This is a genomic window from Legionella sp. PC1000, assembly GCF_014109805.1.
GTDB lineage: Bacteria > Pseudomonadota > Gammaproteobacteria > Legionellales > Legionellaceae > Legionella > Legionella resiliens.
Map to the genome: position 1 here is coordinate 3,258,840 of NZ_CP059400.1, position 13,347 is coordinate 3,272,186.

The window sequence follows — 13,347 nt, forward strand, 5'->3', positions numbered from 1 at the left end:
TTTCTTGAGATCGCCGGATAGGGTAAAGGAGTTAAATCCCGCAGCTCCTATTGACATTTTCCTCTAAGATCAATATTCCAAATATCCACTACAATATCATTTTCAGTAATAAAAAATTGATTAAATAAGTTAATAGTTGGGTCACAATGTGGAACAATAAGTTCTAATACTTCACCATATGCTGGTAATGGAGCACCATTTACTGCAGTAACTTTGCCATGCTCATCACCAAATCCCCCCCAATCATATTCCAATCCCTGATGACTGATAATCTGGGGCTTTTGTTGATCTACATAAATGGATTTTGTACCTGCATCTACGGTAATATGTTCTGTTCTATTATTACTGATGACTGTGGTCAAAAGGGTCATTGCCGGTTTAAATAGGTTAAAATGCTTCTCATTACTTTTTGAACCAATAGCAGCGTATTGAACATCCATAACTGTATAAGAACCTGGTTGAATTTCAGTTACTTCCGCCGCATCAACATCAATATCATAAGTTCCCGTTCCGCTTCCGGTTAATATAGGGCAGTTAAGACCGTTTTCTCTAAAACTTTTTACAAGATTGCTTGCCATTTCCATCGTTTGCAATGATTTCCTTTTTCGCTCACTAAAGGAAGAAATATGTTGTAAATTCCCCGCATAACATTGAATTCCCATCAAGTTCAGCCAGGGTAATTGCTCAATCTCCAAAGCAAAATTTAAAGCACTTTCTGGTTTAATACCGGTACGCCCTATTCCTGGATCCACATCCACTAACACATGAATCATTTTTTTATTGTGTCCTCCAGCTTCATTTAAGGCAATGATATTTTCTTTATTATCTGCGACTATCAAAGTAGAGGGAGCTTTTTCCAGGCACGAAATAAGTCTGGAAATTTTATTTTTTGTGACAATTGGAGAAGTAATCAATACATTGGGTATTTTATTATGAATCAAAACTTCAGCTTCTGAGATTTTCGCGACACTAACACCAATTGCGCCGTATTCAATCTGTAAACGAGCTAGTTTGGAGCACTTATGCGTTTTACAATGAGGCCTAATATTTACATTATTTTCAATGGAATGTTTACGCATGACCTCTAGATTGGCTTTTAAAATGTTTTTATCAATTAATAAACAAGGAGTGTCCAACGCTGTTTTTCTTAGACCTAAGGCTGCCTTTGACATTCTATTCCTCATGAAATAGGGTCTATTTACATTTCGCTAGATTGAGCCAAGAGAGTAGAAATGGACCCTAATCTGCACTCAACATCACTCGAATTCCTATATAAACTAACAAACCACCAAACACACGACTTAATGCGGCTTGAAAATGAGTAAATACTTTTCGAACATTATCCGATTGCAGGAATAAAACGAGCAAAGGCCAATAAAACGCAGACTCAGAAACAAATACTCCGGCAACTAAAGCTTTATCACCAATTGATGCGTGTATTGATACAAACTGAGTAAAGACGCTAAGTAGAAAAACTGCAAGTTTTGGGTTTAAAGCATTACACAAGACACCTTCAATATAAGCCCTTGAAACGGTTATATTTTTTGTCAAAGAGAAGTCCTGACTTATTTTCATAGATCGCTTAAATTTTAAGCCTTTTAATCCAAGATAAATTAAATAACATGCGCCTGCATATTTTATCGCGGTATAGAGAACAATACTTTGAGTAATAATTAACGCCAATCCCAAAATACAATAAGTAGCATGAAAAAGACATCCAGTGACAATACCTAAGGCTGTTGCCAAAGCCTGACGCCTGGGATACAAAAGCGCATTTTTTGTAACAAGTATAAAATCTGGTCCAGGGCTAATCATGCCAACAAAACAAATCATGATTAAAAGTAATAAGTTAATATTCATAATCACCATGTCTCAACAAATAGACTCGCTCCCCATCAATTTTAATCCAATGTCCATTTAATATCCATCCCAATAATATAGAGATGGTTCCCTTAAACACTATTTAAGGTTTTCCATCTCTATCATGGAAGACATGCAACAGATGTGAATCTTCACTTACATCGTAGCTTCGCTGTTAAGAGTGGGTTCTCCAGTAGAATTTTCAATTACTTCATGTACCTCCATTTTAGGCAAAGTTTTAAACATATCATCATAGATAATCTGTGTCCTGGTTCCTGGATGGTTACGAGCATACTCTTTTACTGTTTCCCAATTACATTTTCCCTCAGCAATCATCCAACGCATAGTACTCCAGGGATTGGTAATCCTTTGATTTTCATAAGCTTCATTATAACGTCGCACAAATTCTGCATAGAGTTTTAATGGAGGTTCGTCTCCTCTTAATGGGACCGCAGCCGCTGTTGGCAAAACAGAAACTTCGGAGTTTCCTTCTGGGCGACGGCTGTATTTGCGTGTAACCAACCTTTCTACAGCAAAGGCTGCGTCACTTGGTCTACCAAAAAGCTGACGCAAAGTACTACCCCAGGAATGATCCACATAAATTATGTGATACAATGCACTGTTTGCTAAATGGCATCGGTTCACAAAAGGATCGACCAGCTCAGGTCTCGTATCCATATAAGTATCAATTTCTTTGAGCAACTCTTTACGTTTATCTGCTAATACTTGACGCAGTTCCTCATTTCGTGGTGGTTCGGCGCCACGACAAAGCAACATAGCAACACCGCGAAGCAAATCTTTATCGTTTTGCTTATTAACTAACTTTTTACAAAGTACTTCAATTGCATTTTCACCTGTTTTGTTACCTTGCCCAAGATTTTTATTTCTCGCCTCAAGCTTCAATTCTTCTACTGGAGACTCTTCTAATAAAGCTTCAAGTGCCTTTATCTTACCGTGTTGTGCCGCCAACAATAGAGGAGTATTTTTCATCTCCCCCATAGGATTAGACACATCCGCCCCAGATCGGACTAAATTGGTTACTCCAGAAGCAAAATCCAATACTATAGCCTGGTGCAATGGTTGGAAGGGAATACGCTCTTCGTTAAGACGCGTTGCTGCGTTCACGTCAGGTTTACAGGTTAAGATTTCTACCAATAATTGACGGTTTCTAGTGGGTAAAACCAATGACAATAAGGTTCGAGCCTCATCATCACGTTTGTTGACATCAAAAACGTTATTCCCTAAAAGATGAAGAGCCAGTTGAATTTTATTGGCAACAATTGCTTGGTGCAAGGGCAAGCCAATATTTTTATCTTGAACTTTGCTTAAGATTGCATCAATGAAATCGGTCAAATCAGAAGAGCCCTCTTCATGGACAGAGTTTTTATTTTTTTCCTGGTGTTGTTGAATTAGATAATTCAAAACAGTCATTTGCACGCCACCTTCCGTCCAATATGGGCGCTCAAGATAATTCGCTTCTCTTTGCAGCTTTTGCTCAATAAATAGATTAAATCCTTCTAGTCCTGATTTTATAGCTGCATTTATTTCTGTGATAAATTCCATGTTACGTCCCCTGTAATATCCTTCCGGATTTATATTACACATTGGACAATAGAAGATCAAAGAATAGTTAAATTTTATACAAAACCATCAGGGTCTGTTTACATTTACACTATCTTGGCAAACAGCCCTTTTTTATACGTTCTAAGTGCACATATTTCTGTATGCTGCAATCGATACTCGAAATCTCACATTTTGGCTCAAGCGAGCGAAAGGTAACAGCCCCTCAATTTCAAGAAATTTATCGGATATAGCGATGTATGCTATGCGTCCAATTTAGTAAAAATCAAATCCCAAACACCATGCCCTAAACGTTCACCGCGTTGTTCAAATTTAGTAAGTGGCCGCGATAAAGGTCTGGGTGAATACCCTCCTTCTTTCTGCGTATTTTTTAAAGTTGGCTCGGTAGATAAAACCTCTAATATGTGCTCAGCATAATCTTGCCAATCGGTTGCACAATGAATAAACCCACCTGGCTTAATTTTTTTTGTCAATAATTGAATGAATTCTTTCTGAATCAAGCGTCTTTTATGATGACGTTTCTTATGCCATGGATCCGGGAAAAAAATTTGTACCCCAGCAAGAGAGTTATCCAACAATTGAGTTCGAAACACTTCAACTGCATCATGAGCAACAATTCGCACATTGGATAATTGATATTCATGCAAATCAGCAGCCAAGCTTCCTACACCAGCCTGATGCACTTCTATTCCTATGTAATTAAGCTCAGGGTTATTTTTTGCCATTGCCAACAGCGATGCTCCCATACCAAAACCTATTTCAACCACTGTATCCGCAGTACGAATAAACTCTTCTGACAAATTCCATGGACTTTCATCTACAGTAAGTTCATAATTTTTAAGCCAAAGATCCAACCCCTGACGCTGTCGATTGCTCACCCGACCAGCACGTAAGACATAACTTTTTATCTTGCGCTGCATAAATCACACTCATATTTTGTTAAAGCCGGAATTATATGTCGTTACAAAAATCTTGCAACTAATGCATTTTTTTGATATAAAACCGCTCTTGTATTTCACATCCGGCTATTTGCCCAGAATTTTACAAAGACCAATAGAGTCTGTTTGTATTTAAAGTAAACAGAACCTAAATTAAAACCTATTTTGGAGTAACGCAATGTCTAGAGTATGTCAGGTAACTGGCAAGCGACCCATGACTGGTCATAAAGTGTCGCACGCTAACAACAAAACCAAAAGACGCTTTCTGCCGAATATTCAGAATCACAGTTTCTGGGTTGAAGAAGAGAAACGATTTGTCACATTAAAACTCAGTACCAAAGGTATGCGTATTGTAGACAAGTTAGGTATAAAAGCAGTTCTGGATAAACTCAGAGCTAAAGGCGAAAAAGTATAACTAAGGGGTTAAACCATGGCAGCCGTCACTATCAAAGTGAAAATGGAATCCACAGCAGGAACTGGATACTATAAAACTACGACTAAAAACCCAAGAAACCATCCTGAAAAAATGGAGCTTATGATGTACGATCCCAAAGTACGCAAGCACGTTCTTTTCAAAGAGAAAAAAGTAAAATAATTATTTAAGCCTCATACCCATGGGGCTTTACGTTTAATATTAATTTACTTCTTAAATACAATCTTTCTTCTCCTCAAAAGCTAAAAATTTAGCTTTTCTTGCAAAAGCAACTTAATTCAAAAGTGCGCTAGCAAATCGCCATTTCATGAATCTAACATGAACACTTTGATTTGTGTTTAACTCTTCCATTCTGAAAAGCCAATTAGTGTCATGCATTTTTTTCAGAGGATTCCTAAATTAACGCCCATAGATACTGGATAATCCTTACGAATCGTTTAAACTGATAGTAAATAGCAATGAATAAATACAAAGAGGATTTGCATGAAACCATCATTGCAACTAAGTATTGGACAGCATCTGACGCTGACGCCACAGTTACAACAAGCAATAAGACTGTTGCAATTATCAACGATTGATTTACAGCAAGAAATTCAGCTTATTGTTGAATCTAATCCAATGCTTGAAGCAACTCCAAATGAAGATAAAGAAGAATTTGGTCCCAATGAAGCAAAGCAGCAAAATAATGATGAGTCCTATGATTTTCAATGGTCTGAACTGTATCAAAGCCCAAACAAACGCACTTCTTTTGAGGATAATGACTATAATTTCGATAATTTGCATTGCACAACAACTAATTTAAAAGACCATCTAAGATGGCAACTTGAGCTTTCTCCTATGAGTGATATAGACAGAGCAATAGCAACCACAATTATTGATGCAGTGAATAGTGATGGTATCCTAACGATGAGCATTCCTGAACTGCATGCGATTCTTACAAGTGATGAACATCCACTCGATTTAGATGAAATAAATGCAGTACGTCATCGCTTACAATTATTTGATCCTGTGGGATGCGCCTCAACAAGCCTCGCAGAGGCACTACTTGTACAGCTAGAGCAGCTTTCTTTGGATGCGGAACATTTGGCATTGACTAAAAAGATTATTACCGAAGACATTGAATTACTGGCTCAGCATAATTACAAACAATTAATGAAAAATCATCAGATTACTGAAAAAACAATTAATGAGGTGTTGAAAACAATTCAAGGTCTAAACCCTAAGCCGGGCAATTTAATTCATGAAGACATTACGGAGTACATTATTCCTGATTTAACGGTTAAAAAAGTTAATAATAAATGGAGGGTTCAACTGAATCAAAGTGTACTTCCTCATTTAAGTATTAATAGCCAATATGCATCACTGATTCAACGAGCAGATAATAGTGCAGACAATCAGTTTTTGAAAAATAACCTGCAAGAAGCCCGCTGGTTTTTAAAGAGCATTCAAAGTCGCCAGGAAACTCTGCTTAAAGTAGCTACGTGCATCATGGAATACCAGCAAGGATTTCTAGAGTTTGGCGAAGAAGCGATGAAGCCATTGATTCTCAATGATGTTGCTTCCGCTTTGGATATGCATGAATCAACCATTTCTCGTGTCACTACACAGAAATTTATCCACACCCCTCGAGGAGTATTTGAACTCAAATACTTCTTTTCAAGTCATGTCAACACAAATGCTGGAGATGAATGCTCCTCTACAGCCATACGTGCCGTCATAAAAAAATTAATTTCTGCGGAGAATAGAAAAAAACCATTGAGTGACAGTAAAATTACCCAATTATTGGAAGAACAGGGTATTAAAGTAGCAAGACGAACCGTAGCAAAATATCGTGAAGCAATGGGAATTGCTCCATCCAATGAAAGAAAAATAATTTGTAATTAATTTAGAGGCCTGTTGACAATTCGCTAGATTGAGCCAAAATGGTGTGACTTTAGAACATCGAAATGCAGCATACATGAATAAAGTATGTGAGTATCGGAGCATATAAAAATCGCCCCCCTTTTTGTAAAGATAGTAGAATTGTCAAACAGACCTTATGTAACTGGAGATTTTCATGCAAATTAACATCACTGGACATCATATTGATGTTACTCCTGCCCTCAGAGCATTTACCGAAGAAAAATTCGATAAGCTGGAGCGTCACTTTGATCAAATCAAATCAATTAACGTGGTATTGAATGTAGAAAAATTACGTCAAATTGCTGAAGCAACCGTTCATGTAACCAAAGGTGAACTGCATGCAAGCTCAGAATCTGATGATTTATATGCTGCAATTGATACGTTGATTGATAAGTTGGAACGTCAACTAACGAAACATAAAGAGAAAAGCCATAAGCATCACGATTAAGGAATAATCGCTTGCGGTAATTTTGCAAACAGCAAAGTGAAAGCCTATTTTTATCTTGGCTCCACTTTGCTGAGCTTAACTACACTTATTACCTATTTCATGATACATTTGTAGCGCTATGATTAAAACTAAAATTAAAATAATTAATAAATTGGGCTTACACGCACGAGCTTCGGCAAAGTTTGTTTCTACCGCAGCAAAATTCCAAAGCCAAATTGATGTAACCAGTAATTCACAAACCGTTAATGGGAAAAGCATTATGGGTGTTATGATGCTTGCAGCCAATAAAGGGAGTGAACTCATTATGGAAATAGATGGCCCTGATGAAGTACAAATGAATGAAGCCTTAACTCATTTGATTAATAATTATTTTGGTGAAGGCGAATAAGTGGAATTTGAATAATATATTATTTTTTAACTGAATATAGTTCATAAGTAAACTTACATCATTGTAATCAATAAAACCTTTCGGGTAATTGGAATCAGCGAGATGATATTTTCCATCTGATGTACATAATCCACTTATAGCATATAGCATGGGTAAGGGTTGCAACATCATAATCTCATCCTATTGCAGAAGGTACTTATTGAAGACCCTTAAATAATTGTTTCTATTTCTCAGAATTCTTTCTTTGCTTCCTCACTTTGTGCAAAGCAAATAAAGTCATAAATAACCCAGATAATGCATAAACAGTAAAACCTACAAATAAGACGACTGAAGGATTGGCTGCAATAGCTACAAATAAAATGATCATTACCAAGACATAAAGAAATGGAACTTTGCCCTTAAAATCCACTTCCTTAAAACTGTAATAGCGAAAGTTAGAAACCATTAAACCTGAAGTAGTTAATGACAAGAGCGCCGTTAATAGGGCAACAAACATATTCTGCCATTCATTTTGATAGCATAACCAGGCAAAAGAGGCCATTACTGCAGCAGATGGCGGGCAAGGCAACCCTTGAAAATATCGTTTATCTGCTGTTTCAATCTGAGTATTAAAGCGAGCTAAGCGTAAAGCAACCGCAGCTGTATAAACAAAAGCGACCAACCAGCCTACTTTACCTAACTGACTTAAAATTAAATTATATACTAACAATGAAGGGGCAACACCAAAGGTGACCATATCGGATAAACTATCATATTCAGCACCAAACTCTGTCTGTGTATGAGTTAAACGTGCAATTCTCCCATCCAGTCCATCAGCAATCATGCCAATAAATATGGCGATGATAGCGGCTTCAAATTGTCCCTTCATCGACGCAACCAGTGAGTAAAATGCGGCGAATAAGCTGGCCGTTGTAAATAAATTAGGCAATAAATAAATACCAGAATGACTTTCTTTTTCCATTCCTAATAACCTTCAAAAAAATGCCAAATACAATATGTTGACATAATAGGGATAAAAATTGCTTTTGAAAACCAAATTTAACACAAATTTATTTTTGCAAAATGAATAAATTTCAGTACAGCCCCCTCATATGATGGTATAATTAACATACTGTATTTATATTACATAAAAAATATGGCTGCATCTGAAAAAAAAACCATCATTATCGAAGGAATAACTTCACAAGGAAAAACTTTTCGACCCAGTGACTGGGCGGAGCGTATGAGTGGCTCATTGGCAAGCTTTAAGAACAGTCGTATTCATTATTCCCCTCTATTAAGGCCCAGTGTAAATAGTGAGGGATACCAATGCATTTTACTTGATCCGAAGCTTAAAGAATCAAGCCCGTTACTTTATCAGTCCATTATTGATTTTGCTAAGGCAAATAACCTCAGAATCTGTGGGGAAGAAAACTAAGAAGAGTGCGGCTAGTACCCTTGGCTCGTTTTAATTGCTATAGTCCAAGAAGTGAGAGAATTCATTACATAATTCAGCATCGCTATGCTGTTATCAAAATTCATTGCCAATACCCCGGCAATTATAAATACTAAACCTTTAGGTCCATGCTGAGTTCCTGGCTGACTGGCATGTGCAACCAACACACATCCACGCACAAACCATAAGACTCCTGCAGTTTGGACAACTAATCCCATTGAGCTGAATATATTTGATGAATTGTATGAGGTATAAGTTAAAACATTACCTACCCCAAAGGTAGTATTGGCCATAATATCTAACGCAGTCGGCAAATAAAGTAAGGCCGCCCCCATCAGTAGATACATCATTGGGCTAAACATTTTTTCTTGCGACGAGGATCCTGACCGGTGATCTGCAATTTTCCGGAATTTGGAAATAGCGGTTATAAAAAATAAAATTCCCAGCAAATATGCTCCCCCAGTAATTAAATGTTGTACTGGATATAAGGAATGGCTGAGATTGCCTATAATTGTAATGAGATCCGGTGTATTCATAATTTAATTATATGCTGTTAAAACTTATATTGCATAATTTTTTGCTTATATTAAGCTTCATTCGGAGTTATAATCTCAGATTTTTACAGTAAAGTTGAATATTCGTCATGCAAATAAACACATTTCCCATCAAATTAAAAGAATCATTTATGATTTCTCCTAAAGTAAAGCACTTCATTTTTACTTGTGAAGTAGCCCCATATTTCAATTATTTACCTGGTCAATTTATTACCATTCATTTTGAACATCAAGGTAAAATATTAAAACGTAGTTATAGTATAGCAAATGCACCACAACAAGATAATCAAATTGAGCTTGCAGCCGGCTATTTTGAAAATGGACCAGGTACTGAATTGCTGTATAATTTAAAATCTGGTGATACGATTCAGGTTAGTGGGCCATATGGTCGATTAGTTATCAAAGATGAAACAATCCCTCGTCGATTTATCTTAGTCGCTACCAGTACAGGAATTACTCCATACCGAGCAATGCTTCAAGAACTAGGAGTACTTATGGAGCAGCACCCAGCACTTGAGGTTGTCATATTACAAGGAGTACAACGACGAGAAGAAATTCTCTATGCCAATGAGTTCCAAGCATTTTCTCAAAAATATCCCAAGGTTTTATTCAGACCCTATTTAAGCAGACAACCTGTGCATGAATTAAATGAAAATGAGTACAGCGGCTATGTACAACATGCCTTTCCTACATTAAATCTAAATCCTCAGCACGATGTTATTTATTTATGTGGAAATCCCGGTATGATCGACGAGGCTTTTCACTCTTTAAAAGAACAAGGTTTTGCTATGCAACAAATTATTCGTGAAAAATATATATCTAGATAATGTAAACAATCAGGAGCAAATACACTATGAGTTATGATGAATTATCCAATACTATGGAGCTTATACTGCAAGAGGGCAAAGGAATTTTAGCTGCAGATGAAAGCAATTCAACTATAGGTAAACGATTTACCTCGATTGGTATTGAAAATACTGAAGAAAATCGCAGAGATTATAGATTACTGCTCGCCACGACTACTGATTTAGAACAATATATCAACGGGGTTATTTTATTTGAAGAGACCTTTAGCCAAACTGATGAGCATGGAACTCCTATCCCTCAATTATTTGCTGATAAGGGTATCGTTCCGGGCATTAAAGTAGATAAAGGACTAATTCATCTCGCCAATACTGAAAGCGAACAAGTAACTCAAGGGCTCGATGGATTAGCTGAGCGTTTGCAGCATTTTAAAAAATTAGGTGCAAAATTTGCTAAATGGCGGAATGTCTATTCAATTTCTGAATTTACTCCCAGTTTGACCGCGGTTAAAACAGGCGCAGAAAATCTGGCACGTTATGCCGCAGCTTGCCAAGAAGCAGGGATTGTTCCTATTGTTGAACCAGAAGTACTCATGGACGGTGATCACACTATTGAACATTGTGCAGAAGTATGTGAAATTGTATTGCACGAACTATTCCATGCCTTATTTATTCACCAGATTGAGTTAGAACATATTATTTTAAAACCAAGTATGGTTACTTGTGGTAAAGCACATAGTCCTTTCAGTGAGCCTGATGAAATTGCTGACTACACAATTAGTGTATTCCGTAATAACGTACCTGCTGCAGTACCAACAATTAATTTCCTCTCTGGTGGGCAAACACCACAACAAGCTACAGCAAATTTGAATGCAATCAATAGCATCGACCATCAACCTTGGCTACTCAGCTTTTCTTTCGGCAGAGCACTACAGGAAGATTGTTTAGCTGCCTGGGGCGGAAATAAAGCGAATATCGCTAAAGCACAAGAAGCTTTATTAAAACGCGCCCGTTTGAATAGCTTAGCTTGTGTAAGTGAATACAACAGCAATATGGAATAATCATTCTATTGGGGAGAGGTTTTTTCCATGAAATAAACCAATCCCCAAAACAGTAACCCTCATCTTTATGCATCCTAAAAAGATTCACACTACGATTTTTAAACAAAATGCTAAAGAGGTTTAATCAATTCAAAACGAGCATAAAGCGGCAAATGGTCAGAAAGCATTCGCCAGGGCTTGCCATGTAAACACGCTACCTCTTGCACTTTCATGCCACGGAAATAGACGCGATCAATGCAAAGTGCCGGCCTTATAGCCGGGAATGAGCGTGCATGCTGTCCTTCTACTGAAACAAAAGCCTCTTCTATATTTAAGTTCTCAGCCAGAGGTTTGGAAATAACAGTACGCCAATCATTGAAATCCCCAGCCATCAATAGGGGTTCATCTTGTGGCACTACATCCTTTATGCGCTGCATTAAAGCATTACATTGCACCATCCGCTCTGTTTTAAAAAGGCCTAAGTGAACACATAATAAATGGATGGTGACCTTATCCAGTTTCAATTGTGCATGCAATATTCCCCTCGAGGCTCTGCGTATATTTGCAAGATTAATATTTTCAAATCGTTCAAAAGCATATTTACTTAAAATTGCATTTCCATGATGTCCCGATTCATATACCGCATTTTTTGCATAAACATAGTGAGGCCATATGTTTTCAGCAATATATTCAAATTGAGGGGAGTCAGGCCAAGCATTGATCCGTTTTTGTCGTTTTCTATGTTCGCCTTGAACTTCTTGTAAAAAAACAAAATCAGGAGTTAAGCTGGTAATTGCATCGCGCATTTTAGGAAGCAAAAAACGCACAGCGCCGCCTACACCAAACCCTTTATGAATATTATAAGTAATTAATGAAACGCTCTGTACTTCTTGTTGCATAATTTACTCTTTTCAAGTTCTCGTATTAAGCATAACACTAAATGTCATAAAAAAATTGCACTACTCTCTCGTTATAGAGCTTTCAAAAAAATTACTGAACACGTTAATTGTAATCATTGAAACCACGAGGCTCAAATCATTATTCATTTTATAAGGAATTATAGCTCTCCTGTTTGCAGTAGGGATATAATGATTACTTATATTAATTAAAAAAATAGTAAATAAAATGAAAACATTAAAGCTCACCATTCCAGGCTTTTCTATAGCCTGCACGATTTGGGGAAATCCCGATAAACCTACAATTCTTGCACTACATGGTTGGTTAGATAATGCAAACAGTTTTGCTCCTCTTGCTTCATTTCTAGAGAATGATTTTTATTTTATTGCTGTTGATTTGCCTGGCCATGGTCATTCATCACATCTTCCCGAAGGATGTCATTATCATTTTTTTGATGGAATTTTTGTTGTTATTGAAATAATCAATGCATTAAAACTTGATACAGTCCATCTATTAGGACACTCCATGGGCGCTTGCCTGGCAAGTTTGGTTGGAGGCGTAGTTCCCGAGCGTTTTCTCTCCCTAAGTCTAATTGAGGGATTAGGCCCATTTTCTCATCCGGCAGAAACCGCATGCCAACAATTAAGAGAGTTCGCACATTTTCTTGCTCAAAAAAGCAAAAAACCTAAGGGGTATGACAGCATAAGTAGCGCGGCTCTTGCACGTGCCTTTAAAGGATATGTTTCTCTAGACATTGCAAAAATTCTTTGTGAGCGAAGTTTAATAGAAAAGCAAGGCCAATATTATTGGCGGCATGATCAACGCTTACTGGCACGCTCACCTTTACGGATGACGGAAACTCAAATACTCTCTTGTCTGCAAGAAATTACGGCAAGAACTTATCTACTTCTATCCAGCAGAGGATTTTCTTTTGATCCTGAAATAATGAATAACCGGATTAAGACGGTAAAAAATCTGACACTTAAAAATATGGATGGAGGACATCATATTCACATGGAACAGCCAGAAGTTATAAGTAAACTTCTGGCTGAATTTATTACCACATAG

The 13,347-nt window shown here is 37.2% G+C and carries 16 protein-coding genes; 9 read left to right on the forward strand and 7 right to left on the reverse strand.

The features are described 5' to 3' along the window. Positions 1–47: 47 nt before the first annotated feature. From FOLKNPGA_RS14245 to trmB, 4 genes are all read right to left on the reverse strand, one after another. A complete protein-coding gene (locus FOLKNPGA_RS14245; RefSeq protein ID WP_182350521.1) occupies positions 48–1,172 on the reverse strand; it encodes a DSD1 family PLP-dependent enzyme in 1,125 nt (374 codons plus the stop codon). A 67-nt stretch (positions 1,173–1,239) separates the two neighbouring features. Then, positions 1,240–1,860 carry a LysE family translocator gene (locus FOLKNPGA_RS14250; RefSeq protein ID WP_182350522.1) on the reverse strand — a complete coding sequence of 207 codons (621 nt, stop codon included), beginning with the start codon at positions 1,858–1,860 and terminating at the stop codon, positions 1,240–1,242. A 156-nt stretch (positions 1,861–2,016) separates the two neighbouring features. After that, on the reverse strand, positions 2,017–3,423 hold the full coding sequence (gene ankC / locus FOLKNPGA_RS14255; protein WP_182350524.1) for a Dot/Icm T4SS effector AnkC/LegA12: 1,407 nt from the start codon (positions 3,421–3,423) through the stop codon (positions 2,017–2,019). Between the two features lie 260 nt (positions 3,424–3,683). Then, the gene (gene trmB, locus FOLKNPGA_RS14260; RefSeq protein ID WP_182350526.1) at positions 3,684–4,361 is read right to left on the reverse strand and encodes a tRNA (guanosine(46)-N7)-methyltransferase TrmB; all 678 of its coding nucleotides are present in this window, start codon (positions 4,359–4,361) and stop codon (positions 3,684–3,686) included. A 196-nt stretch (positions 4,362–4,557) separates the two neighbouring features. Between trmB and rpmB the strand changes: the two genes are divergently transcribed. The 5 genes from rpmB to FOLKNPGA_RS14285 all read left to right on the forward strand — a co-directional run bounded on the left by rpmB (position 4,558) and on the right by FOLKNPGA_RS14285 (position 7,550). After that, on the forward strand, positions 4,558–4,794 hold the full coding sequence (gene rpmB / locus FOLKNPGA_RS14265; protein ID WP_019233564.1) for a 50S ribosomal protein L28: 237 nt from the start codon (positions 4,558–4,560) through the stop codon (positions 4,792–4,794). 15 nt (positions 4,795–4,809) lie between these two features. Continuing rightward, the gene (gene rpmG, locus FOLKNPGA_RS14270; RefSeq protein WP_003635328.1) at positions 4,810–4,974 is read left to right on the forward strand and encodes a 50S ribosomal protein L33; all 165 of its coding nucleotides are present in this window, start codon (positions 4,810–4,812) and stop codon (positions 4,972–4,974) included. 321 nt (positions 4,975–5,295) lie between these two features. Beyond that, complete coding sequence (locus FOLKNPGA_RS14275) at positions 5,296–6,696, forward strand: RNA polymerase factor sigma-54 (RefSeq protein ID WP_182350527.1); 1,401 nt, start codon at positions 5,296–5,298, stop codon at positions 6,694–6,696. A 172-nt stretch (positions 6,697–6,868) separates the two neighbouring features. Further along, complete coding sequence (gene hpf / locus FOLKNPGA_RS14280; RefSeq protein WP_182350528.1) at positions 6,869–7,162, forward strand: ribosome hibernation promoting factor; 294 nt, start codon at positions 6,869–6,871, stop codon at positions 7,160–7,162. A 118-nt stretch (positions 7,163–7,280) separates the two neighbouring features. Continuing rightward, positions 7,281–7,550, forward strand: coding sequence for an HPr family phosphocarrier protein (locus tag FOLKNPGA_RS14285; RefSeq protein WP_182350529.1), 270 nt, complete (start codon positions 7,281–7,283; stop codon positions 7,548–7,550). Positions 7,551–7,773: 223 nt separating this feature from the next. Here FOLKNPGA_RS14285 and pssA read toward each other — a convergent pair whose 3' ends face one another. Continuing rightward, complete coding sequence (pssA, locus tag FOLKNPGA_RS14290; RefSeq protein ID WP_182350530.1) at positions 7,774–8,511, reverse strand: CDP-diacylglycerol--serine O-phosphatidyltransferase; 738 nt, start codon at positions 8,509–8,511, stop codon at positions 7,774–7,776. Positions 8,512–8,685: 174 nt separating this feature from the next. Here pssA and FOLKNPGA_RS14295 point away from each other — a divergent pair, with 174 nt between their 5' ends. Further along, positions 8,686–8,967, forward strand: coding sequence for a DUF3579 domain-containing protein (locus FOLKNPGA_RS14295; protein ID WP_019233559.1), 282 nt, complete (start codon positions 8,686–8,688; stop codon positions 8,965–8,967). Between the two features lie 11 nt (positions 8,968–8,978). Here the strand turns inward: FOLKNPGA_RS14295 and FOLKNPGA_RS14300 are convergent, their stop codons facing one another. Then, a complete protein-coding gene (locus FOLKNPGA_RS14300; RefSeq protein ID WP_182350531.1) occupies positions 8,979–9,521 on the reverse strand; it encodes a type IV secretion protein IcmC in 543 nt (180 codons plus the stop codon). A gap of 107 nt (positions 9,522–9,628) precedes the next feature. Between FOLKNPGA_RS14300 and FOLKNPGA_RS14305 the strand changes: the two genes are divergently transcribed. Further along, positions 9,629–10,366, forward strand: coding sequence for a ferredoxin--NADP reductase (locus FOLKNPGA_RS14305; protein WP_182350532.1), 738 nt, complete (start codon positions 9,629–9,631; stop codon positions 10,364–10,366). A gap of 26 nt (positions 10,367–10,392) precedes the next feature. Beyond that, positions 10,393–11,403 carry a class I fructose-bisphosphate aldolase gene (locus FOLKNPGA_RS14310; RefSeq protein WP_182350533.1) on the forward strand — a complete coding sequence of 337 codons (1,011 nt, stop codon included), beginning with the start codon at positions 10,393–10,395 and terminating at the stop codon, positions 11,401–11,403. A 110-nt stretch (positions 11,404–11,513) separates the two neighbouring features. On the opposite strand, the gene FOLKNPGA_RS14315 is transcribed toward FOLKNPGA_RS14310, so the two are convergent. Then, the gene (locus FOLKNPGA_RS14315; RefSeq protein ID WP_182350534.1) at positions 11,514–12,281 is read right to left on the reverse strand and encodes an endonuclease/exonuclease/phosphatase family protein; all 768 of its coding nucleotides are present in this window, start codon (positions 12,279–12,281) and stop codon (positions 11,514–11,516) included. A 226-nt stretch (positions 12,282–12,507) separates the two neighbouring features. On the opposite strand from FOLKNPGA_RS14315, the gene FOLKNPGA_RS14320 reads away from it, so the two are divergent. Then, positions 12,508–13,347, forward strand: a complete 840-nt coding sequence (locus tag FOLKNPGA_RS14320) for an alpha/beta fold hydrolase (RefSeq protein WP_182350535.1) — start codon at positions 12,508–12,510, stop codon at positions 13,345–13,347.

Coding starts and splice junctions, on each gene's coding strand:
- FOLKNPGA_RS14245 (WP_182350521.1), bottom strand. CDS start 1,172: ATGTCAAAGGCAGCCTTAGGTCTAAGAAAAACAGCGTTGGACACTCCT.
- FOLKNPGA_RS14250 (WP_182350522.1), bottom strand. CDS start 1,860: ATGAATATTAACTTATTACTTTTAATCATGATTTGTTTTGTTGGCATG.
- ankC (WP_182350524.1), bottom strand. CDS start 3,423: ATGGAATTTATCACAGAAATAAATGCAGCTATAAAATCAGGACTAGAA.
- trmB (WP_182350526.1), bottom strand. CDS start 4,361: ATGCAGCGCAAGATAAAAAGTTATGTCTTACGTGCTGGTCGGGTGAGC.
- rpmB (WP_019233564.1), top strand. CDS start 4,558: ATGTCTAGAGTATGTCAGGTAACTGGCAAGCGACCCATGACTGGTCAT.
- rpmG (WP_003635328.1), top strand. CDS start 4,810: ATGGCAGCCGTCACTATCAAAGTGAAAATGGAATCCACAGCAGGAACT.
- FOLKNPGA_RS14275 (WP_182350527.1), top strand. CDS start 5,296: ATGAAACCATCATTGCAACTAAGTATTGGACAGCATCTGACGCTGACG.
- hpf (WP_182350528.1), top strand. CDS start 6,869: ATGCAAATTAACATCACTGGACATCATATTGATGTTACTCCTGCCCTC.
- FOLKNPGA_RS14285 (WP_182350529.1), top strand. CDS start 7,281: ATGATTAAAACTAAAATTAAAATAATTAATAAATTGGGCTTACACGCA.
- pssA (WP_182350530.1), bottom strand. CDS start 8,511: ATGGAAAAAGAAAGTCATTCTGGTATTTATTTATTGCCTAATTTATTT.
- FOLKNPGA_RS14295 (WP_019233559.1), top strand. CDS start 8,686: ATGGCTGCATCTGAAAAAAAAACCATCATTATCGAAGGAATAACTTCA.
- FOLKNPGA_RS14300 (WP_182350531.1), bottom strand. CDS start 9,521: ATGAATACACCGGATCTCATTACAATTATAGGCAATCTCAGCCATTCC.
- FOLKNPGA_RS14305 (WP_182350532.1), top strand. CDS start 9,629: ATGCAAATAAACACATTTCCCATCAAATTAAAAGAATCATTTATGATT.
- FOLKNPGA_RS14310 (WP_182350533.1), top strand. CDS start 10,393: ATGAGTTATGATGAATTATCCAATACTATGGAGCTTATACTGCAAGAG.
- FOLKNPGA_RS14315 (WP_182350534.1), bottom strand. CDS start 12,281: ATGCAACAAGAAGTACAGAGCGTTTCATTAATTACTTATAATATTCAT.
- FOLKNPGA_RS14320 (WP_182350535.1), top strand. CDS start 12,508: ATGAAAACATTAAAGCTCACCATTCCAGGCTTTTCTATAGCCTGCACG.